The sequence below is a fragment of the Pararhodobacter sp. genome, assembly GCF_034676545.1.
GTDB lineage: Bacteria > Pseudomonadota > Alphaproteobacteria > Rhodobacterales > Rhodobacteraceae > Pararhodobacter.
In genome coordinates, this window is the sequence record NZ_JAUCBZ010000015.1 from 392,847 (window position 1) to 416,076 (window position 23,230).

23 protein-coding genes and 4 pseudogenes are annotated in these 23,230 nt (G+C 63.1%); 13 read left to right on the plus strand and 14 right to left on the minus strand.

Features of this window, described 5'->3' with window-relative positions; translation table 11 throughout:
• Positions 1-2 precede the first annotated feature (2 nt).
• The 3 genes and pseudogenes from VDQ28_RS05325 to VDQ28_RS05335 all read left to right on the plus strand — a co-directional run bounded on the left by VDQ28_RS05325 (position 3) and on the right by VDQ28_RS05335 (position 2,323).
• The gene (locus VDQ28_RS05325) at positions 3-773 is read left to right on the plus strand and encodes an enoyl-CoA hydratase/isomerase family protein (protein ID WP_323034950.1); all 771 of its coding nucleotides are present in this window, start codon (positions 3-5) and stop codon (positions 771-773) included.
• Between the two features lie 197 nt (positions 774-970).
• A pseudogene (locus VDQ28_RS05330) lies at positions 971-1,929 on the plus strand (IS481 family transposase).
• Between the two features lie 136 nt (positions 1,930-2,065).
• A complete protein-coding gene (locus VDQ28_RS05335) occupies positions 2,066-2,323 on the plus strand; it encodes a hypothetical protein (protein ID WP_323034951.1) in 258 nt (85 codons plus the stop codon).
• 178 nt (positions 2,324-2,501) lie between these two features.
• Here the strand turns inward: VDQ28_RS05335 and VDQ28_RS05340 are convergent, their stop codons facing one another.
• From VDQ28_RS05340 to VDQ28_RS05385, 10 genes and pseudogenes are all read right to left on the minus strand, one after another.
• Positions 2,502-2,768 (minus strand): 3-hydroxyacyl-CoA dehydrogenase family protein, encoded by a 267-nt coding sequence (locus VDQ28_RS05340; RefSeq protein WP_416349418.1) that lies wholly within the window; start codon positions 2,766-2,768, stop codon positions 2,502-2,504.
• Positions 2,742-3,253, minus strand: a pseudogene (locus VDQ28_RS22560) (3-hydroxyacyl-CoA dehydrogenase family protein); the annotation flags it as partial. The gene VDQ28_RS05340 and the pseudogene VDQ28_RS22560, both read right to left, overlap by 27 nt.
• Positions 3,250-4,152, minus strand: coding sequence for an SDR family NAD(P)-dependent oxidoreductase (locus VDQ28_RS05350; protein ID WP_323034952.1), 903 nt, complete (start codon positions 4,150-4,152; stop codon positions 3,250-3,252). The pseudogene VDQ28_RS22560 and the gene VDQ28_RS05350, both read right to left, overlap by 4 nt.
• Complete coding sequence (locus VDQ28_RS05355; RefSeq protein ID WP_323034953.1) at positions 4,152-4,547, minus strand: Zn-ribbon domain-containing OB-fold protein; 396 nt, start codon at positions 4,545-4,547, stop codon at positions 4,152-4,154. Before VDQ28_RS05355 ends, VDQ28_RS05350 begins: the two co-directional genes overlap by 1 nt.
• Positions 4,540-5,691: an acetyl-CoA acetyltransferase gene (locus tag VDQ28_RS05360; protein ID WP_323034954.1), complete on the minus strand. Its 1,152-nt coding sequence runs from the start codon at positions 5,689-5,691 to the stop codon at positions 4,540-4,542. The genes VDQ28_RS05355 and VDQ28_RS05360 overlap by 8 nt, the downstream gene beginning before the upstream one ends.
• The gene (locus VDQ28_RS05365; protein ID WP_323034955.1) at positions 5,688-7,163 is read right to left on the minus strand and encodes an AMP-binding protein; all 1,476 of its coding nucleotides are present in this window, start codon (positions 7,161-7,163) and stop codon (positions 5,688-5,690) included. Before VDQ28_RS05365 ends, VDQ28_RS05360 begins: the two co-directional genes overlap by 4 nt.
• Entirely contained in the window at positions 7,160-8,089 is a 930-nt protein-coding gene (locus VDQ28_RS05370; protein WP_323034956.1) for an oligopeptide/dipeptide ABC transporter ATP-binding protein, read from the minus strand. The genes VDQ28_RS05365 and VDQ28_RS05370 overlap by 4 nt, the downstream gene beginning before the upstream one ends.
• Positions 8,086-9,924 (minus strand): dipeptide/oligopeptide/nickel ABC transporter permease/ATP-binding protein, encoded by a 1,839-nt coding sequence (locus VDQ28_RS05375; RefSeq protein WP_323034957.1) that lies wholly within the window; start codon positions 9,922-9,924, stop codon positions 8,086-8,088. The genes VDQ28_RS05370 and VDQ28_RS05375 overlap by 4 nt, the downstream gene beginning before the upstream one ends.
• The gene (locus VDQ28_RS05380) at positions 9,921-10,868 is read right to left on the minus strand and encodes an ABC transporter permease (protein WP_323034958.1); all 948 of its coding nucleotides are present in this window, start codon (positions 10,866-10,868) and stop codon (positions 9,921-9,923) included. The genes VDQ28_RS05375 and VDQ28_RS05380 overlap by 4 nt, the downstream gene beginning before the upstream one ends.
• Positions 10,869-10,876: 8 nt before the next feature.
• Positions 10,877-12,427 carry an ABC transporter substrate-binding protein gene (locus tag VDQ28_RS05385; RefSeq protein ID WP_323034959.1) on the minus strand — a complete coding sequence of 517 codons (1,551 nt, stop codon included), beginning with the start codon at positions 12,425-12,427 and terminating at the stop codon, positions 10,877-10,879.
• Between the two features lie 116 nt (positions 12,428-12,543).
• Here VDQ28_RS05385 and VDQ28_RS05390 point away from each other — a divergent pair, with 116 nt between their 5' ends.
• Positions 12,544-13,290 (plus strand): GntR family transcriptional regulator, encoded by a 747-nt coding sequence (locus VDQ28_RS05390; protein WP_323034960.1) that lies wholly within the window; start codon positions 12,544-12,546, stop codon positions 13,288-13,290.
• A 117-nt stretch (positions 13,291-13,407) separates the two neighbouring features.
• Here VDQ28_RS05390 and tnpB read toward each other — a convergent pair.
• The 3 genes and pseudogenes from tnpB to VDQ28_RS05405 form a co-directional block, all read right to left on the minus strand.
• Positions 13,408-13,602 (minus strand): annotated as a pseudogene (tnpB, locus tag VDQ28_RS05395) (IS66 family insertion sequence element accessory protein TnpB); the annotation flags it as partial.
• Positions 13,599-13,889, minus strand: a complete 291-nt coding sequence (locus VDQ28_RS05400; RefSeq protein ID WP_323034961.1) for an IS66 family insertion sequence element accessory protein TnpB — start codon at positions 13,887-13,889, stop codon at positions 13,599-13,601. The gene VDQ28_RS05400 and the pseudogene tnpB, both read right to left, overlap by 4 nt.
• Before the next feature lie 879 nt (positions 13,890-14,768).
• Positions 14,769-16,385, minus strand: coding sequence for a P-loop ATPase, Sll1717 family (locus VDQ28_RS05405; RefSeq protein WP_323034962.1), 1,617 nt, complete (start codon positions 16,383-16,385; stop codon positions 14,769-14,771).
• A gap of 405 nt (positions 16,386-16,790) precedes the next feature.
• Between VDQ28_RS05405 and VDQ28_RS05410 the strand changes: the two genes are divergently transcribed.
• Positions 16,791-16,928 (plus strand): hypothetical protein, encoded by a 138-nt coding sequence (locus VDQ28_RS05410; RefSeq protein ID WP_323034963.1) that lies wholly within the window; start codon positions 16,791-16,793, stop codon positions 16,926-16,928.
• A gap of 318 nt (positions 16,929-17,246) precedes the next feature.
• Positions 17,247-18,485 carry a site-specific integrase gene (locus VDQ28_RS05415; RefSeq protein WP_323034964.1) on the plus strand — a complete coding sequence of 413 codons (1,239 nt, stop codon included), beginning with the start codon at positions 17,247-17,249 and terminating at the stop codon, positions 18,483-18,485.
• A 49-nt stretch (positions 18,486-18,534) separates the two neighbouring features.
• On the opposite strand, the gene VDQ28_RS05420 is transcribed toward VDQ28_RS05415, so the two are convergent.
• Positions 18,535-19,134: a hypothetical protein gene (locus VDQ28_RS05420; protein ID WP_323034965.1), complete on the minus strand. Its 600-nt coding sequence runs from the start codon at positions 19,132-19,134 to the stop codon at positions 18,535-18,537.
• A gap of 290 nt (positions 19,135-19,424) precedes the next feature.
• On the opposite strand from VDQ28_RS05420, the gene VDQ28_RS05425 reads away from it, so the two are divergent.
• The 7 genes and pseudogenes from VDQ28_RS05425 (at position 19,425) to VDQ28_RS05455 (ending at position 23,230) form a co-directional block, all read left to right on the plus strand.
• Positions 19,425-19,673, plus strand: coding sequence for a hypothetical protein (locus VDQ28_RS05425; RefSeq protein WP_323034966.1), 249 nt, complete (start codon positions 19,425-19,427; stop codon positions 19,671-19,673).
• A gap of 8 nt (positions 19,674-19,681) precedes the next feature.
• Positions 19,682-19,936: a hypothetical protein gene (locus tag VDQ28_RS05430; RefSeq protein ID WP_323034967.1), complete on the plus strand. Its 255-nt coding sequence runs from the start codon at positions 19,682-19,684 to the stop codon at positions 19,934-19,936.
• Complete coding sequence (locus tag VDQ28_RS05435) at positions 19,933-20,328, plus strand: VRR-NUC domain-containing protein (protein ID WP_323034968.1); 396 nt, start codon at positions 19,933-19,935, stop codon at positions 20,326-20,328. The genes VDQ28_RS05430 and VDQ28_RS05435 overlap by 4 nt, the downstream gene beginning before the upstream one ends.
• Positions 20,325-21,275 carry a helix-turn-helix domain-containing protein gene (locus VDQ28_RS05440; RefSeq protein ID WP_323034969.1) on the plus strand — a complete coding sequence of 317 codons (951 nt, stop codon included), beginning with the start codon at positions 20,325-20,327 and terminating at the stop codon, positions 21,273-21,275. The genes VDQ28_RS05435 and VDQ28_RS05440 overlap by 4 nt, the downstream gene beginning before the upstream one ends.
• A gap of 71 nt (positions 21,276-21,346) precedes the next feature.
• Positions 21,347-21,766 (plus strand): annotated as a pseudogene (locus tag VDQ28_RS05445) (DNA cytosine methyltransferase); the annotation flags it as partial.
• Positions 21,767-21,791: 25 nt separating this feature from the next.
• Complete coding sequence (locus VDQ28_RS05450; RefSeq protein ID WP_323034970.1) at positions 21,792-22,538, plus strand: DNA methyltransferase; 747 nt, start codon at positions 21,792-21,794, stop codon at positions 22,536-22,538.
• Complete coding sequence (locus VDQ28_RS05455; protein WP_323034971.1) at positions 22,535-23,230, plus strand: hypothetical protein; 696 nt, start codon at positions 22,535-22,537, stop codon at positions 23,228-23,230. Before VDQ28_RS05450 ends, VDQ28_RS05455 begins: the two co-directional genes overlap by 4 nt.

Consider the following 23,230-nt stretch of genomic DNA (forward strand, 5'->3'; position numbering starts at 1 on the left):
CGATGGATGTCCTGATTGAGGAACCTGATCCCGGTCTTGTCCGGATTACCTTGAACCGGCCGGCGCAGCGCAACGCCATCACCGCCGCGATGGGCGAGCGGCTGCTGGCGCTGTGGACCGAACTGGCGGTTCGCCCCGATATGCGCGCGCTCATCCTGACCGGGGCGGGTGATCTGGCCTTCAGCGCCGGGGGCGACCTGAAAGAACGCTACCGCCAGTCCCCAGCCGACCTTGCCCGCAGTCAGGCGGTGCACCGGCTCGCTGGCACGGTGCGCCAAACCTTTGCCTTTCCCGTTATCGCGGCGGTCAACGGCGCGGCATTGGGAGGCGGGGCGGAACTGGTGCTGTCGGCCGATCTTGTGCTGATGGCGGACCACGCCTGCATTGGCCTGCCCGAGATCCGCCACGGGTTCATGCCGGGGATGGGCGGCACCCAAGCACTGATGCGGCGGGTCGGCAAGCTGGCCGCCGCAGACATGCTCCTGAGCGGCAAGCCCGTGGGGCCCGAGCGCGCGCTTGCCTTGGGACTGGCCAACCAGGTCCTGCAGGCCGCCGAACTCTCTGAGGCCGCTCTGGCAGTCGCGCGCCGCATCGCAACGGCGCCCGAGATCGCTGTGCAGGCCATCATGCGCGCGCTACACTTCGGCGACGAGGGCGGGCTCACAGGGGGCCTCGCGCTGGAAGCCGCGTTGCACCGCCATCTCATGGACCGGCCCGAACGGCAGACAGGCCTCGCCCGTTTTGCGGAACGTCATACGACAACACGTTCTTGAGGCTAACGGACAACGACGAGGCACCTTGGGCACCATTGCAACATCGACTTGCGGACCTGCATGAGAACGGCTGTGCGAAAGTTCGCCATGGAAGTGGCGGGATAGCGAGGCCTGCGGGGGGTAATCTCCCCCGAATCTAGGTGTTTGATCCCACGGTTTGATGGTGCGATCCTTTCTCAGGAATGGAAGGAAGCATTATGGGACAAGTTCGTCATGGGAGCGCCACGACCACGCACGCTGTCAGAGCTGCAATACAACGATCGCAAGCTTCGCTCGCGACGCTGAGCCGGGAACTGGGCATAAACCAGAAGACGGTGGCGAAGTGGCGCAAGCGACAGTCGGTCGAGGATCTCAAGACCGGGCCGAAGGAGCCGCGTTCCACCGTTTTGTCCGAGGCCGAAGAGGCAACGGTTGTGGCGTTCCGGCGGCACACGCTGCTGCCGTTAGACGACTGCCTCTATGCCCTGCAGCCATCCATCCCGCATCTCTCACGCTCAGCGCTGCATCGGTGTCTGCAGCGACACGGCATTTCCCGGCTGCCTGATGTCGAGGGCGACAAGCCAAAGCGCCAGAAGTTCAAGCGCTACCCTATCGGCTTCTTCCATATCGACATCGCCGAAGTGCAGACCGCCGAGGGGAAGCTGTTCTTGTTCGTCGGCATCGACCGCACGAGCAAGTTTGCCGTGACCCAGTTGGTCGATAAGGCAGATAGGAAGACGGCCTAGGAGTTCCTGCAGCACATGCTCGAAGCCGTGCCGTATCAGGTCCACACCATTCTCACCGACAACGGCATTCAGTTCGCCGAGCAGCCCCGGAACCGGAATACCATCTATTCCAGGCCCATGCGCTTTGACATGATCTGCGAGGCCAACGGTATCGAGCACCGCCTCACGAAGCCCAACCACCCTTGGACAAATGGCCAGGTCGAGCGGATGAACCGCACGATCAAGGACGCAACGGTCAAGCGCTTCCACGACGATGACCACACCCAGCTCCGCACCCATCTCACCGACTTCATGGCCGCCTACAATTTTGCGCGCCGGCTAAGACCCTCGGCGGCCTCACTCCTTACGAATACATCTGCAAGATCTGGACATCCGAGCCAGACAGATTCATCTTAGATCCGATCCACCAGATGCCGGGACTGAACACCTAAGCGAGGCGCAGGATGCGGTTTTGCCGTTGATCCCATATCTCGGCATGCTCCGCTGGCTCTTCATCGCCCTGGCGCTGGGCGGGATTGCCGTGGCGGTTTACGCACGCGTCGATGATTGGAAGCGGGGCCGGCGGTGATGCTGGAGAGCCTATTGTTTCGGCAGCTCCTGCAGCCCTGGGCGCGCCGGGCGGTCGCTCTCGCCCTCGTCGCGCTCACCATCACCCTGTTTCTCCTCAACCTTCGCCGCACGGCCGAGCGCGCGGGCCGCGCCGCCGAACGGCTCGAAACCCTGGAGCGCACCCATGTCATCCACCGACAGATGCTGGACGCCGCCGCGCGCCGCCCTCGCGATCGCGATGATCTTCTTGAGCGGCTGCGCAGGGGGAAGTTTTGAGACCGCCAGCGAGGTCTGCCCGCCGGTGGTGGCGTACAGTCGAGAGGAGCAAGGGCGCGTGGCCGAGGAAGTGGCCGCGCTGCCAGAGGGGGCAGCGATTGTGGGGTGGCTGGCGGATTACACGGTGTTGAGGGAGCAGGTGCGGGGCTGTGCGAGGCGGCCCGGATCAAGACCCGGGTTATTCGAAACTACTCTGGCTTCGCATCTCCAAGGGTCCGACGGGCCAGCGATAAGAATCCTTTAGGATTCGGTCGACCTGCTCGGCAGTCGCCACACCTTCCTCGACGACGCGGAGCGCTTCCTTGTGCGCGGCGTCAAAGATCCTGTTGGCGACGAAGCCCCAGGCGAACGGGTTGTCCTGTATCTTTTCCGGATTCTTGCCACAGGCGGCCGCGAAGCTGCACACCCTCTCGGCGACAACCGGGTCCGTATCCGCATGGATCACGATCTCGGCAAGCTTGATGACGGCCGTTGGTTGCGCCCAATGCCAGCCGACGACTTTGTCAGGCCGCCGTGTCGCCCATGCCATGGCAGTAATCGGCAGGCCGGCGGTGTTGCTGGTCAATACGGTATGGTCGGGGCACAGGTCGTCAAGTTGGCGAAACAGTCTGCATTTCAGCGCCATGTCCTCGGGGATGGCCTCGATCACGAGGTCCGTCGCCGCGCATGCGGCGGCAAGGTCGGTATGCGCCTCGATCCTAGCCATGATCGCCTCCACGTCCCCGGCGAAATCCTGCCGCGTTCGGCGCTGCGCCGCAGCCCGAAGCGCCCGTTCTCGATCCGGTCGAGCGCCCCGTCGAGACGCGCCCGATCAAGATCGCAAAGATGGACGGTAGCACCCGTGGAGGCGGCAACGACCTGTGCGATCCCGGACCCCATTATCCCCGAACCGATGATGGAGACGGTGTTGAAGTGATGCGGTGTGCTCATTGGAACTCCTGGAAGAAATGGGTGGAAGGAATGGGGTCAACCAACGCCTCTGCTAGCGCGGCATCGAGATTCTCGGCGGTCCAAGCAAGTCCGCGGTTTGAAAGCCTTGCAGCGACCGCTGGGATAGCCATCACGAAAAGGCTGTCACCAAAGACATGGAACACCTGCGCGTTGGCGGTGCACCCCGCCTCGGCTAGCCATCCGATCAACGGAGAGACATTGGCCGGATTTAGGGCATCGAAGGCATCGGGGTCCGAAAGCGGAGTGACGCTGTCTTGCGATATCCGGGTGCGCGCTGCGGGGGATACCGCGTTCGAGCGCATCCCGAAGGACCGGCCCTCGATCGCCATCGTGTGGGAAAGCGCCACCACTGCAAGCTTGGCTGCCGCATAGTTGGCCTGACCGTGATTGCCCGAGAACCCCGCGACCGACGTTGTGTGAATGACCGAGGCCGCGCGGCGTCGGCCTGCCTGCGCTTCGGCGCGCCAATAGGCGGCAGCGTGATGCGCGGGTGCAGCGTGGCCCTTCAGATTCACGCGGATCACGGCATCCCATTCGCTCTCGCTCATCTTGGCCAAGGTCCGATCACGCAGGATCCCGGCATTGTTGACCAGGATATCGAGGCCGCCGAACGTTTCGATCGCGCAGGCAACGCTGGCACCGGCCTGATCCCAGTCACCCACATCACTCTGGCAGGCGACGGCATGGCCGCCGCTTTGGGTGATGGCGTCGACCACGATTTGTGCCGGTTTGGCATCGGTACCTGCGCCGTCAAGATCGCTGCCCAAGTCATTGACCACGACATTGGCCCCCTGCGCGGCGAGATATTGCGCGTGTGCTCGACCCAGCCCCCGGCCCCCGCCTGTGACGAGGGCCGTGCGTCCTTCGAGCCGACCCATCACCCGGCGCCCTCGGCGCGAAACCGCAACACAGGCTGACCGCTCGGTCCCTCGGCCCAGCGCACCGCGCCCGTTTGTCCGACGCGCGGCGCGCCCTCGGCCTGCATCAGCAGACGTGGACCCTCTTTCAGGTCGATCAAAACCATCGCCTGCCCCGGGTTCGGCGGCAAATGGCTGACGGTGACGCTGTGCACGACCCCCTGCCCCGTGGCGACCACCCAATCCGGGCGCTCGGCATCGCATTCCAGACAGAATGGACGCGGCGGGAATTGGTGGGCTCCACAGGTTCCACAGCGCTGGATCATCACCTGCCCTTCGGTGACCCCCTGCCAGAACGAGGCCAGCGTAGGGTCCATTCCGATCAGCGTTTCAAGTGTTTTCGCGATGTCAGTCATGGGCCAGCACCACCGTTCCTGCTGTAGACATGAAGCCGCCAACCCCGTGGGCGACGGCGATCCTTGCGTCCGCCACCTGCCGGTCGCCGCAGTCGCCGCGCAGTTGCCGCACGGCCTCGATCAGCAGCAGCAAGCCCAGCGCGCCGGGGTGGCAATAGGACAACCCCCCGCCAGAGGTCATCGCGGGCAGGGCTCCACCAGGGGCCAATCGACCGCCCTGCACGAAGGCCCCGCCTTCGCCCTTGGCGCAGAACCCGAGGTCTTCGAGCGCCAGCAAGACGGTGATCGTAAAGCTGTCATAGGGTTGCAGGACATCCACATCGCCGGGTGTGATCCCGGCCATGGCAAAAGCGCGCGGGCCTGATTGCGCGCCGGGTGACACGGTCAGATCGCGCATCTGGGCAATGTGCCAATGACTGATCCCCTCGGCGGCGCCCAGCACCCGCACGGCGGGTTTCGCCGCATCGCGCGCGCGGTCGCCGCGGGTCAGCACCAAGGCCCCGCCGCCATCGGTGACCAGGCAGCAATCCAACACCTTGAGCGGGTTACACAGGCGGGGCGAGTGCATAACATCGGCCACGCTCAACGGGTCGCGCTTGAACGCCTTGGGGTTCAACGCCGCCCAGGAACGCGCCGCGACGGCGATTTCGGCCAGTTGTTCCTCGGTCGTGCCGTAGTCGTGCATGTGGCGCGCCGCAATCAGCGCGTAGCGGCCCAGCGGTACCGGCAAACCGGTCGGGTGTTCAAGCAGATGCATCAGCGGGGTGCCGGTAAGTGGCAGGTCCTCGATGCGCGGTCGCAGCCGACGTGAACGCTGGCGCGAGGCGTAGGTGATCAGCGCCACATCGATCAGGCCCGCCGACAGCGCCGCCATCGCCTTGAGCACCTGTGCTTCGAAGGCGGCACCGCCCAGATCGGTGCTGTCCGACCATTTGGGCGTGATCCCCAGGTACTCGGCAACCTGCACCGATCCCTCCTCGCCCATGTAGTTCACGAACAGCCCGTCGACGTCGCGCAGGGTCAGCCCCGCCTCGGCCAGCGCCGTACGCGCGGCACCGGCGACCATCGACAGTTCGGACTGGTCGGTCACCACGCCCAGCGGGGTTTCGGCTACCCCGGTGATCCAGATGTCGCGCAGGTTCATGACACGGCCTCGCTGCGTTCGGCGGCCAGTGCGGCGCGCCGGATCTTGCCAGACTCGTCGCGCGGCAACATTGGAAGAAACTCGATCGTCTTGGGAAGCTTGTACGGGGCAAGGGTTTCGCGCAGCGCGTCAGTCAGAGCCTTCGAGTCCAGCGCCGTGCCTGCCGCCGGTTCAACGATGGCATGCACCCGCTTGCCCCAGTCCGGATCGGGCAGGCCGATCACCACGGCATCGGCGACACCGGGTTGGGCGGTCAGCGCCGCCTCGACCTCGGCCGGGTAGACATTGGCACCCCCGGTGATGATCAGGTCGGTGCGCCGGTCGGCCAGATACAGCCAGCCCTCGGCATCGACATGTCCCAGATCCCCCACCGATACGAACCCGTCCGGCGTGGTCTTGGTAGGCTCTGCACCGATATAGCGATAGGTCGGAATCGGATGACACGCCGGGCGCATATAGACCTCGCCCACCTCGCCCGTTGGCAGGTCTTGCCCGTCCTCGCCGAGGATGCGCAGCGCGCAGCCCGTCGCCCGTCCGACGCTGCCCGGGTGCTCCAGCCAGTCGCGCCCGGTGATCAGGGTAAAGCCCGCGCCCTCGCTGCTGCCATAGGCCTCGATCACCGCGTCGGGCCCGATCAGGTCGATCCACCGCCGCTTGAGCCAGCCCGGACAGGCGGCAGCGGTCTGCAAGATGGACTCGATGCTGCCCAGGTCGCGCCCGTCGATGCCGTCCAGATTGGCGATCCGCGCCATCATGGTCGGGGCCATGAAACCGAATTGAATGCGGTGCCGTTCGATCAGATCGACGGCACGGGCGGCATCGAAACGCTCCATCAGGATCAGGCGATGCCCCTCGAACAAGCCCAGATGCGCCCATGAGAATGGCGAGTTGTGATAGAGCGGGCCGGCCACCAGTTGCACCTGACCGGGTCGGATCCCGTTTGTTTCCAGCAGGCCCAAGGCCCCCGGAACCCGCGCCCAGGGTGCAGGATCGACGATGATCTTGGGCCGACCGGTGGACCCGCCAGAGCCGATCGCCTTGCCCGGGTGGGCGATGACATCGGGCAGGCGCGGGCCATGGGGCGCGCCGGGGCCGGGCAAGGCCGAGGGGGATACGGTCGCCCCTGACCGGTCGGCGATCACGATGGGCGTGTCCAGCAGCGCGACCGTCGCCTCGAACTCAGCTTGTGGCGCGCGCGGGCTCAACGGAAGACTGCAGGCCCCACAGCGCCAGACGGCAAGCGCAAGCGCGAAATGCAACGGGCCATTGGGCAAGGAGAACACAACCAACCGCCCCGGCCTTGCGCCCCGGGCTGTGAGGAATTGCGCCAGTGCCTCGACCCATGCGTCGAGCGCTGCAAAGCCCAACGTCGTCTCAGGGCCTTCAAGAGGCGCGAAGGTGATGGCCGGGGCGTCGGGCTGCCGCTGCGCAAGATCGCTCAATCGACGCGAAAAAGAGATTGTGGCGGTCATTCGGGATCCTTCGTCGTCAGGGGAAAATGGCAGGCAACCAGACCCTCGGGCGGGTCCGTGCGACAAAGCGCACGGTCGGACCGGTGCAAGGGACCCACGGGGCAACGCGTATGAAACCGGCAGCCCGATGGCGGGTCGCGCGGGTCCGGTGGCTCACCAAGGAGCGTGGCGGCCGCGAAGTCCATGCGCCCTGTCAGCCGCGGCACCGCATCCAGCAGTGCCCTGGCATAGGGATGCGCCGGGGCCGCGAAGAACTCGGCGGCCGGGCGATGCTCGACGATCCGGCCCAGATACATCACCGCCACATCGTCGGACACCGCCTTTACTGCGGCCATGTTGTGCGAGATGAACAAGTAGGCAAGACCGAGCTCCCGCTGCAAGTCGCGCAGCAGGTTCAGAACCATCGCCTGCACCGACACGTCCAACGCCGAGGTCACCTCGTCCAGAACCAGATATTGCGGGTTGACCGCCAGCGAGCGGGCGATGGCAACGCGCTGGCGCTGGCCGCCTGACAACTCGTGCGGCAGCCTGTCGGCCAGCGCCTGCGACAGGCCCACCATTTCGAGGAGCCTTGGCAGGGCCTGTGGATCGCGGTTCCCAGCCAGCCGCAACCCTTGCCCGATGGCGCGGCGCACGCTCATCAGCGGGTCCAGCGCAGCGGAGGGGTCCTGAAAAACGATCTGGACGCGCTGGCGATAGGCGCGACTTGCCGCCCGCTTTGGCGCGGTGGCGTCAACCCCGTCCAGCGTAATCCGCCCGCCGCCGAGCGGCAACAGATGCACCAGAGCCCGGCCCAGCGTGGATTTGCCCGACCCCGACTCGCCCACGAGCCCCAGCGTGCGCCCCGGTTCCAGCCGCAAGCTGACGCCATCGAGTGCACGCAGGGTGCCGAAGCGCACCGACAGGGCGTCACAGGCCAAACTCATGTGCCTGCCTCCAGCCAACACGACACCCGCTGTTCGCTGTCGCCAAACTCGGGCGGGCATTCGGTTCGGCAAAGATCCGTGGCCTGCGGACAGCGCGGGGCAAAGGCGCAGCCCGGCGCAAAGGACCCCAGCGAAGGCGGTGCCCCGGGTATGGCCCCCAGCGTGGCACCGCGCGGGGTTTCAAGATCGGGGATCGCCGCGATAAGGGCGCGCGTATAGGGGTGGCGGGGTTCCGAGACGATGCGCGCCGCCGACCCCTGTTCGACGATGCGCCCGGCATACATGACCATCACCCGGTCGCACAGCTGCGCCACCACGCCCAGATCGTGCGAGATCAGCAGCACTGCCGTGCCATCATCGCGGTTGGCCTGCCGCAGCAGGTGCAGGATCTGCGCCTGCACGGTGACATCCAGCGCCGTTGTCGGCTCGTCGGCGACGATCAAGGCGGGACGCATCGCCATGCCCATGGCGATCATCGCGCGTTGCCGCATCCCGCCGGAAAACTCGTGCGGATACTGATCCAGCCGGGACTGGGGTGCAGGAATATGCACAGCGCGCAGGGCTTCTTCGGCGCGGGTTCGCGCCGCGCTCCGCGACAGGCCAAGATGGTGGCGCGGGGCTTCGGTCAGTTGCGCGCCGATGGTCAGGGCCGGGTTCAGCGCCGTGGCCGGATCCTGAAAGACCACGCCCAACCCGGTGCCCAACAGTCGGTCGCGGACGGCGCCTGTCAAGGCGCACACGTCCTGCCCGAGGAAATCGAATCGCGCGGCGGTTTCGCGCGCGGGATGTGTCCCCAACCGCGCCAAGGCCATTGCCGTCAGCGTCTTGCCCGAGCCGGATTCGCCCACCAACCCGACGACCTGGCCCTTGCCCAAGGCCAGTGAGACACCGCGCACCGCCTCGCCCGCAGGAAAGGCTATGCGCAGATCCTCGACCGCCAGCACGGGGTCGCCCTGCGCGACGAGTTTCTGCGCCGAAAGCGACGATGCGGCACCGGGCCTCGCCACCCGGCCCTGCGCGGGTTGCATCAGCGCCGAAACCGCCTCGCCCGCATAGCTGAACACCAGTCCGGCCAGCGCGATCGCCAGTGCCGGACCCAATGCCGCCATCGGGTTGGAATAGATCACCTGCGTTCCTTCGACCAACATCCGGCCCCAGTCGAACAGCGGTGGGTTCACCCCCAGTCCCAGAAAACTAAGCGAGGCGATTTCGACAATGGAAATCCCCAGCGCGGCTGCGGTGGTTACGGCCAATGTATCCGAGATGTTTGGAAGGACATGCTGGCGAATGATCGCCAGGCGTCCCATCCCAAGCGCCCGGGCGGCCGCCACGTAATCGCGCGCCATGATGCCGGTCGACAGGGTGTAGGAAAGCCGCCCGAAAGCCGGGATGCCTGCAATCCCCACGCCCAGTACGGCCCCGGCGACACCGGGTCCGATGATCGTGGTAACCACGATCGCCAGCAGGATCGCCGGGAAGGAAAGCGCCGAGTCTATGACACGGGCACCGATCGCCTGGACGCGCGGCGACGCAGTCGCCAGCCCCATGCCCAGCGCAACGCCGAGGGTCAGCTTGACCAGCGTCGCCGCCAGCGCCAGCCCCAGCGATAGACGTGCCGCCACGAGGGTCCGGCCGAACAGGTCGCGCCCAAGGGCGTCGGTTCCGAACCAGTGCGCAGCCGATGGCGTCTGATGCGCAGACCGGATGTTCATCGCCGTCGCGGTATCGCCCACGATCGGTGGGGCCGCCAACGCGACGGCGATCAGGCCCGCCAGGCCGGCCAGCGCGATGACCTGCGTCGCCGTCAGGCGTTTGAAGGATGCGGCGCGGGTCATACGGCCTGCCTCCTGCGCGGATCGATCAGCACCAGCAAGAGATCAACGATCAGGTTGGTCACCACGACCAGCACACCCAGCAACAACACGATGGCCTGCACCACCGGCAGGTTGGCCGTGACCACCGCGCGCACCACCTCGCTGCCCAGACCCGGCCATGCGAATACGTTCTCGACGATCACCGCACCGCCGATCAGGTAGGGAAAGATCAGCCCCGCGATGGTCAGCGCGGCGGTCGCGACGTTCGGTGCGAGGTGAACCAGCCACAGCCGCCATCCCGGCAGCCGCTTGGCCCGCGCCGTACGCATGAAATCCGACCGCAGGACGCGTCGCGCCTCGGACCGAACCACGCGAGCGAAATTGAAAGAAGGGCGTAGGCCGATGGCCAGAACCGGCAGGATCACCGACGTTGCCCCGGAGGCACCGGACACGGGCAGCCATTGCAGGGACACCGCGAAAACGAAGGCCAGCGCGATGGCGGCGATCAATTCGGGCACGGCGCCAAAGAGTCCGGCGAGGCTGGTAAACGCATGATCCAACCAGGCCCGGCGCCCCTCGCGGGTCAGGATCGCCACCGCGAGACCAAGCGCGAAGCCCACGACCACCACGAACAGCAGCGCCAAACCGGCTAGCGCAAGCGTGTAGGGCAACCGGTCGCGCAGCAATTCGGCGACGGGCTGGCGGGTGGTGATCGAGATGCCGAAATCGCCCTGCATCACCCCCGTGGCATAGTGCCAGAACTGCACCCAGAGCGGCTGGTCGAGGCCAAGGCTCACGCGAAGCCGCGCGACATACTCGGCGGTGGCCTCGGGCCCGGCGATGCGCATCGCGGCATCACCGGGGATCAATTGGACCATCAGGAAGGTCAGTACCACGAGCACCAGAAGCACCGCCCCCATCTGGGCAAGCCGTGCAAGTGCCAGCCGGGCCAGAGGGGACAGCACGGTTTGCATCACTCGGCCACGCGGATCGAGCCGAGGTCCAGCACGAACGGACCGGCGACATCATATCTGATGCCCGGACGGCTGAAGAACGACGTGGTGAAGGCAAAGAGCGGCAGGATGTTCGCCTGATCGATCAGCGCCTGCTGCGCCGCCGCCCAATTCTCGCACCGTTCGGGCGCGTCGGGTGCGGCCACCATCGCCGCCTGCTGAGCGGCCTCGAACGCCGCGTTCGAGACGTTTCCGAAATTCGGCGGCCCGTCACCCGTCACATAGGCCGAGACGGTGTTTGCGCTCGGCATCGGGGCACCAAGCGGGAACAGCACCACCTCCCATTCCCCGGATGCCAGTGCCGGGGGGCTTTCCTGAAGTGTCAGGTTGCTCAGGTCCACTTCGACACCGATTTGCCGCCAGCTTTCCAGCAGGTATTCGGGGGCCGACCCTTGCAGTGCGGGCAACCCGATCAAGCGGATCGCCAGCGGGTTGTCGGGGCCGTACCCAGCTTCGGCCAGCAATGTGCGCGCCGCGTCGACATCCGGGATCGGCATCTGGCTTTCCGAGGTCTCATCGTAACACGACACCAGCGGGGTGATGTAGCTGGACGCCACCGCCCCGGCCCCTGCCGTCGCCGCCAGCATCGCCAGATCCCGCTCGACCGCCATCGACAGCGCGCGCCGCACGCGGATATCCGCGGTGGCCGCCCCGTCGGCGTGCTGGAACAACAAGAACTGGTTGTTGAAGGGTACGGCGTCGCGGCGCTCCAACTGCCCCGCGGCATCGACCCGCTCGGCATCTTGCCCGATGACGAAAGCCAGATCGAGACTGCCGGCGAGCAATTCGTTCGCCGCAGTTGTGTGCGACCCGATCACCCGGACAACGAGCGTTTCCGGTCGGTCGGCGTCATCCATACCGCGCCCTTCGGGCCCCCAAGCGTAATCGTCACGCGCCTGCAACACCATCGACGATCCACGCAACGAGGCCTCGGCATCGAGCACGTAAGGGCCGGTTCCCTGCGGGGTCGTCGCCAGCGCTTCGGGATCGGCCAACCCGGCCGGGCAGACGATCGACGCCCACGGCATCGCCAACCCCACGAGCAGATCGCTGAAGGGCGCGCCGAGGGTTACGGTCACCGTTCCGGCCGCATCGTCCGCAACCGCGGTGGCGACGGGTTCACCAAAGGTGCGGACGCGGTAAGGGGCGTTGGTCTCAGGGTCCGCAAGGCGATTCAGCGATGCCGCAACAGACGTGGCAGCAAGGGGCGTGCCATCCGAACAGGTCACCCCGGACTGCAGGTGAAAGACGGTGGACAGCCCGTCGGTTTCCCAACGTTCAGCCAGATGCGACACCGGAGCACCCTGCGCATCCAACGCCACAAGCCGGTCGTACAGGCCCGTGATCATCTGGTACCCATCCGAAATCCGGACCTGTGCCGGATCCAGCGTGTCAAAGTCAGATCCCGTGCGCAGGGTCAGCGTTTGCGCCTGCGCGGCCAGCGGCCCTGACAGGATTGTGGTCGTGGCCAGAACAGCCAGTGCGGCCCGGTTGCTTGGATGACGAAACATTGCATTCCTCCCTAAACTATTATCTTAGATATTAGCTTGCTGACGCCATTGTCAATTGCTTGTTTGACCCGCCATGCAGCGATGGCTAGGAATGTCACGAGACAGGGGAGAACAGCGTGCTCAGACCGATCGAAACCAAAAGCATGCAGGATCTCGTCCATGACCAGCTCAGCGAGGCCCTGATGGCCGGCGCGTTCCGACCCGGCGAGATGCTGAACCTCAACGCGCTGGCCCAGTCCTTCGGCACCTCGCTGATGCCAGTCCGCGACGCGGTCCGCCGGTTGGCCGCTGACGAGGCCCTGGTCGTCGAGCCTCAACGGGGGGCCCGTGTGCGGGTGCATACGGCGGCAGAATTCGCAGAGATGTCAGAGCTGCGCGCCGAACTTGAAGGCGACCTGACCGAACGCGCCGTCCGGTCGTTGGACCAAGCGACACGTGATGCCCTGCTGGAACGGCTGGAAGGCTTGCTGAGGGCCGAGGACGCGCCTTCGGACTTCTTGCGTCTGAACCGCGACTTCTATTTCGCTCTTTATGCCGCGGCGGATCGGCCCGTCACGATGCGACTGGTGCGCAGCTTGTGGCAGCAGGTGGGGCCGGTCATCACGCTCTACCTTCAGACCGAAAGTGGATCCGATGCGATGCAGCGGTTGGCGGATTTTGGTCAGGCTTTGCGCAGCGCGCAGGCCAAGAATGCGCGCGATTTGCGTTGCGAGCAGATTATGCGCCCCTCGGCCGGTCTGTTGAGCCAGTATGACAAGGTGATGGGCACGGGCCGCCAATCCGCTGTGGACGTGGTGCTGAAATCGATTGAAGTCGGATCTGGTTCGGCGCGACGACCCGGGCGAAAGCGGCGCAATACTTGACCACGCCTTCGGGATGCCGGCGTTCAGGTGCTGTTGCACTGCTCCCCAACCTTGGACCGCCCGTTTCCGATCTTCGCGGAGCTGGTAGTCGATGACAGCGCGTCCGCGGCACCGGTGGCATTCGCCCTGGCCGTCCCACCAGATGATCTTGATCAGATCACCGCGCCGACCGCGGAAGACGAACATGTGCCCGGCGAACGGGTCCTGCTTCAGAACCGTCTCGGCCTGGGCCGCGAGCGTGGTTAACCCGCGCCGCATGTCTATCACGCCTGCCGCCAGCCACACGCGGGTGTTTGCCGGGACCGGGATCATCCGGACAGGCCCCGGATCAGCCGGGCCAGCGCCTCGGGATCATAGGTTCCACTGATCCGCAGCCGGTGACCATCCGCTTTGTCGATCTCGATCGCGCCCGCCGCAGGCACCGGATCAGCGGCGGCTCCGTCATCGTCGTGCATGGGCCGATCGACGATCTCGACGGGAAGGAAACAGGCCTCATCCGGCTCCGCCGAGGGCTCCGGCGCATACCTAGGGTCGCGCAGCCACTTGAAGATCAGGTTGGTGTTCATCGCGTAGCGCTGCGCCACCCGCACCACAGACACACCCGGTGCCGTCGTCTACAAACAGATCGACCGCCTCTCCTCGTCCGTCCAAAGCCGCTTCGTCCGACGCGCCATCACGCACCCATAGTGTCCACTATCGTTGGTGGACACTATCCGGCACTCTAAGCCCACGGCAGAGCAGTCAGCCCCGACGCTTACAGTGAATCCGAGATTCAGCAAGTTCATTGGGAAGGGTGCGGAATTCGATCATGGCGCGATGCTGCCACAAGGCTTTTGACGTTGCCAGACGCAAAAGCCCGTGATTTATCAGGGGGCCTCTTCAAACGTTGACCAGGCGTTGACAAGAATTGGGAACGCAAGATGCCTCCCGTTCAGGAGGCTTGCAAGCATTTGATAACATGTGATTTTTTGGTTGCGGGGGTAGGATTTGAACCTACGACCTTCAGGTTATGAGCCAAAACCTGAGCAATTCCAATGGCTGATACACTTCAATGACTTAGGCGATAAGCGTTTGTTCTCACGTATTTTTTCGACTGCACCCGGCAACATTCGGCTTCATTCAACCGTTCTGGATTTGCCCAAAACTGCATATGTCCGTTGACTTAGCGTTGACTACCATCGGGGCAAGACCACTTAATCTAGATCGTTTAGCCGCGAGCATTGTATCAGAACCGCAACCTGTGGGTTATCTAAGATTTCAAGGAAATCGCGTCCGGCACTCAATATTCAAGGCTTGCCCCTTCGCGCATGAGGCCGCCCTCGCATTGGAGACTTTCGCCGAATCGTCGCCCGAGCCCTTCCTGAACTAGATCCAGAACGCGCGCGCGGGTCTTGGCGAGCGACGACGACGACCGACAGATCCTTGTGGACATCCGCGCGGAAAAAGCCCCGCAAGGACGCGCTGCCGAAAGGGTAAAGCTATCTGTCCCCAATGGTAATTCTTAGGCTTCTTCCAGACTCGCCTTCTACCCACTCCTTTTGGGGATAGACAACGAAACCGTTGCTCGAGTTCTTGCTTGAACTAAACTCGCCAGAAAAAATTGGATGCAAGCACAATTCATCTTCGACACTTAGTGAAAGTCTTCCAGGCATTGCATACTCAAACTCTGACTCTGCATAGATTCCGGTACGATTCTTAACTCGACCAACTGCCCCAATTTCAACCAACATCGTCTTGAATTCTCGAAAATCCAATTCTTCATTCGCCTTGTCAAAAACCACCTTGCCATGACGATTGTAGACACGATGCAAATCGCCATCTGAGAAAGTGCGATGCAGCTCCGGAAGACAGTTCTTTGCGAGCTCATAGGCCAGCGGATACTTGTGCTCATATGCTGTGAATACTTCTTCACACAGTGTACTTTCGACGCTGGTGATGGCCCTAACTATATCTTGCCCAGATACTTGACTCAGGCCTCCTAATTTTCCATTCGCCCGATAGAACATTGTGTTCAGGATCAAAATCGCCTGCCTCGGTAGCAACTGAGTATGCCGCATCAAGTATGTAATGGTTGGCTCTTCAAGCCCGATTCCATTGGTTAGCGATTGAGGCAGGAGGCTATGAATTGTCTTTAAGCTTCCAGACCGGTCATAGCCATTGAGCTTCAATTTATCATACGTCGTCCGATCATATAGTCTGTTGAATATCTGATACCGCCACGCGATTACGCCAAAGATCTCTGAGGCTAGCCATTGGAGCAGAAGATTTCTATTGAAGTCCTTTAGTGGGTTCTTCGAACACTTGCGAACCTCGAAATAACTTTCAGCGGGAAGGCACAGCCTTATGCTCCGTCTTTGGTCTCCGAACTCACCAACGCACTTCAATAGCCCCCCCATGACATGTTTTTTTTCGGGAATACTCAGGTGATAATCTTCAATACTATCAATTATAATGATTGCAGTTTCGTCAGATTCGGACAAATACCTGTCGAGCTCATCTTTTGCTGGGACATAGCCCGAGTCACTATTATTCAGTGCCTCGAGGAACGCACTAATCACGAATGACGCCACTCCATTGCCAAGGTTTTCCGCCTTGTTTCGGAATGCTCCCATTACGCCGACAAGAGTTGATTCGATTGGGATTTTGGTTTGAGCCAAATACTTTTTTATTGGACTTAGCTTTGCCCCAGGATGTTTCTTGCACAGCTCAACCATGAGCAATGTATTGAAAAAAACCTTCCAGATTTTCGCGATTGACTCTACATACTGCCCATCTGCCCCTTTATTTGGAAAGGCGATTGCCTGTATCGTAGCAAGTGCCTCTTCGGGCTGGACATTCAGAATGTACGTATGCTCATCTATGAATTTCGTATTCGATGTAATGGTTGTTTTCCCTGATCCCCTGCGGCCAATTATAATTCTTGGATTACTTCGATATTCTTGCGAAAAGACGTTATCGTCATTGAAGAGTACAAATCGAGAGTAATCATCTTTGACTAATTTTGCGTTCTCAGGTCCAAATGGTTGTTCATTATTGACGTAAGCCTTAAGTGTTTCACACTGACGTTCCGTAAGCCGATCAAGTATTGAATTCATTCTGATTGCTCCAGCCAGCCGAGGATTTCTGATGAGAGGCTAGGGTAACAACGGTTGTCGGTCAATTTCTAAGTCTTTCCGTGATGATCGCTGCAGCAAGCCGGAGCGTGCCTTTTCACCCTGAGGCAAGATGCCAGCCAGGGAAAATGCACTCAGCTCCAATGGTGGAGCTGGACACATGGCCAATGCCACGAACTGGATCCCCCTGGCCACCGCGCCCGACAGCTATTTCGACAAGCTATCCCCCTCAGAAAAACCGATATTCGCCGCGTCAAGATGGCCCTCTCGGTCAAAGAGTTACCCCAGCCTACCACCCAGTTTGCGCAGTTTCAGAGCTCACATGTCCGCCCTTTGACGTGCGAAGTGCCCGCGTGCATTCGTCACTTCCGTCCGCTGGAACTGCTGGTGAAACAGACGCGCCTGCTGAAGATCGCGAAGGTGCTCCGCATAGTCTGCGGGGATAGTACGGGCATTCTGATCGATGAGTTTTCGATAGCCGAGTATTTCGATCGCGTGCCGCTGCATCGCGTTCGACACAAATGACCGTCTCAGATCAGCCGGAATCTGGCTGCCCACTTGGCAGATGCGACCGCTCTGGGCCGGGCGCGCGCTGCGTCTGCAAAGCAATTCATCTTGCTGCGCTGTGCTTAAATGCCGTCGAAGTACTCGAATGCCAGTCCTCCACCCGAATGGAGCAGGCTGCACCCATTTTCACTCACCTCAGCAGAACAAAAAGGGACCGGTACCAGCCTGCGTTTCTATCTGCCGCTTTATGCCACCCTGCCACCCCTTCGGTCGATGTTTGAGTTGAACTGCAGCGCGGATCACGCCTGTGTCACGTCAGCACGGAGGTGGTTCATCATGGCGCAAAGGGAAAAGCTGACCGAAAAACTGGTCAGGGCGGCGGAGCCTCGGACGGGGATTTACCAGGTCTTCGACGAGGACGTGCGGGGGTTTTCGCTGCGCGTATTCACATCGGGCAGCAGGAATTTCACGCTGGATTACCGGGTCAAAGGCCGCCAGCGCCGCTTCACCATCGGCAGATGGCCGGAATGGACAGTTACCGCCGCGCGCGAACAGGCCAAGGCGCTGCGTCGCATCATCGACGATGGAGGCGATCCGCTGGGCGAACGGGAAACCGGGATGTCGGCCCCCCGGATCCCCGATCTGATCGACCGCTATATCGAAACCCACCTGCCCAATCTGGCCCCGACCAACCGCACCGACCAAATTTCCATGCTGCGCAAACTGGTGCAGCCGGTCTGGAAGCACAAACTGGTCGAGGAGGTCACGCTGGATGATGTCGACAGACTGCTCGCCCAAGTGGCCAAGGGCCGCGCGCGCCCCTCCAAGGCCAAACCCAACAATCGCGCCCGCAAGCTGCAAGGATCGAAACCGACGCCGATCCGTGCCAACCGAACCGGCGAGGTCCTGCGCAAGATGTTCAACCTCGCCGTCCAGTGGAAGATGCGTCCCGACAACCCTGCGATGGGGTTTCACCGGCGCATCGAGACCGAGCGCGAACGCTATCTGAGCATGGACGAGATTGATCGTCTGGCCAGCGCGCTGGCCGTAGCCGAGGACCAGCGCGCCGCCAACATCATACGCATGTGCATGTTGACAGGGGCCCGTCTTGGCGAAGTGCGCTGCGCGCGGTTTGAGCAGTTCAACCTCGAGTTTGCCACATGGTCGAAGCCTGCGACCACCACCAAGCAGCGCAAGATCCACCGCCTGCCGATTTCGCCGGATGTGGCCGCCATTGTGCGCCAGAGGCAAACCGCCGTACATCGGGATTGTCCGTGGCTGTTCCCCGGCGATGTGCCGGGCCAGCCGGTCAAGGAAATCCGCTGCTTCTGGCGTCAGATCCAGACCAAGGCTGAAATTTCGGGTGTGCGGATCCATGACCTGCGCCACACCTTCGCCTCGCTGCTGGTCAGCGGCGGCGCCTCATTGGAAATGATCGGCAAACTGCTGGGGCATTCGCAGATGCGCACCACGCAACGCTATGCACATATGATGGACTCGCCGCTGCGGGACGGGGTCAATGCGGTCGCGGAGATGATGAAGCCGAAGTTGCGTGTTGTTCAGGGCGGGCGCTGAACTCGCCCTGAACAGGCATCAACGCCACAGGTCAATGAGGATCGTTGGTCTATTGCGGCTTCTTCAGGGCCCGCCAGATCGGGCTGAGTTTGCGCCGGATCTGGCTTTCATCCGGAACGGAACCATCCTTGGCGTTTGCCACGAACCATTCCTGACCTTCAGCCACAAAATCAGTCTGCGATTCCGGCAACCCATGTTCGAACAACCTGATCATCAGGGCCTGAAGCATCCCCTCCCAATCGTGCCGTGATGACCGCCCGGGGCTGACATGGACCCGGTGCAGCGGATCGTACTCGTCTTCAAAGCGCTGGGCGGTTTTTGCAGTCACCAACAGATCGTCCAATTCGATAGTCACGCCTTGGGCGGGATCGGTGATGATCTTCCATGTGTCGGTGCCCTGCGGCCGGATGCGCCAGATCAAGCAGGCCTTGGGATCCGAGCGATTGCCCCGAAACAACGGCATGACGTCCTCTGCGCAGACCACCACCAAGCCAACTTGCGGCTCGGTTCCGCTGCATTGAACCTTCCCGATGCTGGTCACGATTTCAATAATGCCTTCCGTGGCCCACCCCACAATGTCACCAGGCGAGCACCCCCAGCGCACTGCCAAATTTTCCAACTTCCAAAAAACACGTGCCGGTAAAGCCATCGCTACTTCCTTTTTAGGTTTTTATGAGAGGCGCGCGCGGCGTTGGTCACTGACGTGCCGAGGGTTCCCCAGCTGCACCCTGGCCGTGCAATCAAAGGTTGTTAATGCGACAGCACAACTCGCCCACGTCTTGACGGCGATAATTCGAAAAACGTCATAAAAACAAGGGGTGGCACGAAAGGCGCGTTGAATACGCCGGTTTATGCCACCCTGCCACCCCTCGTCCTCTGCTCCCCTGCCCCCGAGACGCAATCGCCCGCAATCGGGCGCAAAAGGGGAAGGAATCACGGATGTTGGATACGCAGGACAGCAACCAGTCAGGGCCCGACATCGGCCTGCTGGAGGATTGGATCAGTCGGCATGATCTGGCGATCAGCCTCGGGGTGTCTGAGGACACGCTGTGGCGGTGGGATATGCGGCGAACCGGACCGCAAAGCATCAAACTCGGGCGCAAAGTCTATTACCGGCGCAGCACCGTGCGCAGCTGGCTCGAGGCCAGAGAACAGGCACGCAAGACAACGTCGCGGGGTCGGCGATGAACGCGCCGATGCCTCACCTGCCCCTCGTTCCGACCTCTGGCTCCGGCGACTGGATGCACGACCGCCTGACCGAGGCGCGCGGCGTCCTGGCCGACACCACGCGGCATCCGGACTCGCTAGTCATCCTGGCGGCACGTGTTGTCGTCGGCCAGACCGACGATGCCCGCGAATGCAGCGATGCCATTGACCTGCTGCGCTTGCTGGACCCTCGGCCATTGCATGTTGTCGCAGCAGCCGCCTTCCCGAAGGGCGGTGCCGCATGAACCGGCGCAGCACACCCGAAGCTGATGCGCAGCGCGCCATCGTGCAGGCGCTGCGCTTCGCCCTGCCCCGCGACGCCGTCGTCCATCACTGCGCGAACGAGGTGACCGAGGCCGGGCCCCGCGGCGCGAAGCGGCAGTCGATCCTCGTCGGCATGGGCGTCCATGCCGGGTTTGCCGACCTGATCGTAATCTGCGGCGGCCGCGTGCTTTTCCTCGAGGTCAAAAGCGAAACCGGTCGATTGCGCAAATCGCAGGAGGTCTTCCGCGACACCGTCTGCGCGCAGGGCTTTGGCTGGGCGCTGGTGCGCTCGGTCGACGACGCGCTGGGCGCGCTGGCCGACAACGGATTCACCAGCCGAGCGCAGCTTCCAGCGCGGAGGGTGGCGCCATGAGCCACAAGGCAACGGTCTGGGCCATCCAGCAACGCGGGTTGAAGCCTGCCACCAAGATCGTGCTCTGGTTTCTCTGCGATCGGCACAACCCGGATTTCGGCTGTTTCCCGACGCAAGCACGGCTGGCCGACGACGCGGAGATGTCGATTTCTGCGCTAAATGATCATCTCGCAAAGCTGGAAGCGTTGCGCCTGATCCACCGGGTTCGCGTTCATGATCCCCGCACGCACAAGCGCCAAGCGACCCGCTACATCCTGGGGTTCGAAGACGGCTTTCCACAAGAGCCAACTCCGGAAACCGGACACGGGTTTTCGGGAACGGAGAAAGAACAGGACCCCGACCCAACTCCGGATTCCGGTGATGGAGCCATCTCCAGATTTCCGGTAAAGCCATCTCCGGATTTTGCCCAAAGCCATCTCCGAAATCCGGAGACTAACCTTGTAAGAGAACCCCTAAATAAACCAGTAAAGGAGGAGGAGGGCGCGCAAGCACGCGCAGCGATCTCTGATCTGTTTTTCGGGGAAGTGCTTTTGGCGCTGGGCCTCGATTTCACCGCCCTGCCCGGCTGGTGGCAAGGCTGGCCACCCCGGCTGCACGTCCAGCGCTGGCGCGACGAGTTGGGGCTCACCGAGGCGGAGATCATCGCCGCTGCCGAGGCGTCCCGCCAGGAACACCCCGAACCGCCCGATGGGCCGAAGGCGCTGAACCGGGCGATGCAGCGTGCTGCCCAGCGCAAGACTGAGGATGCAGGGCGGAAACGGCGGAAGCCGAAGGCGGTGCCAGCACCAGCGGCAAAGCCGATCACCGACCTCCCCGCCTTCTACGCCAAGATCGTTAACGCAGACGGATACCTGCCAGTCAGCGCGATCAGCAACACCATGCGCGATGCCATGCTTGGCCGGGGGCTGGTTACGGCCGAACGCCTGCGCGAGCGGGGGATACGGTGAATGGCATGGTGTCACGTCCCCGGCACGGATTGTCCCTCTGCGCAGGCGGCGGAGGCCTTGATCTGGGCCTCATGCTCGCCGAACCTGGCTTTCACACCCGCGCTTTTGTCGAATGGGACAACTGGCCGCGTGCCGTTCTCATCGCCGCCCAGCGCGCAGGGTATTTCGCCCCGGCCCCGATCTGGGATGATCTCCGCAGTTTCGATGTCCGGCCTTTCCGCGGTGCTTTCGACATCGTCCTCGCTGGATATCCTTGTCAGCCGTTCAGCGCTGCGGGAAAACGCGGCGGGGCCGATGATCCGAGACACCTCTGGCCCGACGTCGCCCGTGTCATCGGGGAATGCCGCCCCGAGTGGGTCTTCCTCGAAAACGTGCCCGGTCACGTCACCCTCGGCCTTGAATCCGTCCTGCGAGACCTTTGGGGACTGGGCTATACGCCTGCGGCGGGTCTGTTCAGCGCGGCAGAAGTCGGCGCGCCGCACCAGCGGCTCCGCATCTTCATCCTGGCCCACACCGATGAGCCTGCATCCCGGCACCGCCAGCTACAACCCGGCCGGGAACAGCGATTTTACCCGCAAGGCGGAGGCGCTAGCGCTGGGCATCACCAACTGGTCGACGCCCAAGGCCACCGATGGTACGAAGGGTGGTCCAGGCCAGAGCTATGGTTCGGGGGGAATGCCACCGCTACCAGCGCAAGCCGCACAATGGCAAACGCCGGTGGCGGACGACCAGATGGATCGGCTCCGCGGCAAGATCAACAGCCGGGGCGAACCGAAGCTGTCAGCACAGGCACTGCAGTGGCCAACACCGGCCGCACAGAACTGGAAGGGATCAAGCGAGGCCAGCATCACCCGGGCCGATGGCAAGTCCCGGATGGACATCCTGCATTACCGAGCGGAACAGGGCTTCACCCGCCCGGCCCCGGCGATCATGCCGGATGGGCTACAGCCCTCGTCGCACGCCCCGATCTCGCGCCCGCTCTGGGCTTCGATGATTGCCTCGCATGGGCGCGTCGTCTCGCGGCGGATCCTCAAGGGCCGGTCACGGCGGCGTCTGAACCCGCTCTTCGTCGGATGGCTGATGGGCTGGCCCATCGGGCACGCGCTCTGCGCCTGCTCGGAAATGGAGTTCACCCTCTGGCAGCAGCACATGCGTGGCGCGCTCTCGCAGCTGCCCATGGCCTCGGGCCCGTGGATCTGGCGGCCGACGGATGCGGCCCAGCGCCCGGCGCAGATGTCCCTGTTTGAAGGAATGCAACCATGACCATGCAGGGACGGATCGGCCGCGCGGGCGGCAGCAAGATCAAACGCGCGCTAGGCGTGCAGGCGGCGCTGGAATGGACATTCCGGGTGGAACAAGCGCAGCTGGAACTGCCGCCTAAGGACGTGACCGAGGAAGGCTTCGGCTTCGGCCTGGAATACGTCCTGCTGCAACGTGCCATGCTTGGCTGCAAAGTGGATGGCGGCCAGCACAAGATGGGCAGCTATACCCATCCTGACGCCGAGGTGATCGCCGCCACCGTCGCAGGCATGCCCGACAGCCTCGGCGGCATCCGCATGGCGATCCAGGTGGCCGAACTGGCGCGTGCTGGCATGACCCCGGACTGGATGCCGGGCGTCGTCCCGCGCTGCGTGCCGACCATCGTCAAGCAGAACCAGCACGGCACGCACGTCGGCACCGTCGTCGTGGGCACCGAACGCATCCGGACGCGCGGCCCGACAGCGCGCGGCACCTGGAAAACCATAGACATTCTCGCCTGCCCGGTCACCTGGCGACCGCATCCGGAACAGATCGCATCTGCCCGGCGCGGTTATGACGACTGGTGGCAGGCGCTGGACTGGGTCCGGGATGGGCTGATTGAGGGCGGGATGTTGCGGGAGGTCGAGGTAACATGCGCAATGCCGAAGGTGCGGCCGTGGGCTTCAAAACTTGGACAAGAGATCCTGAATTGTTGA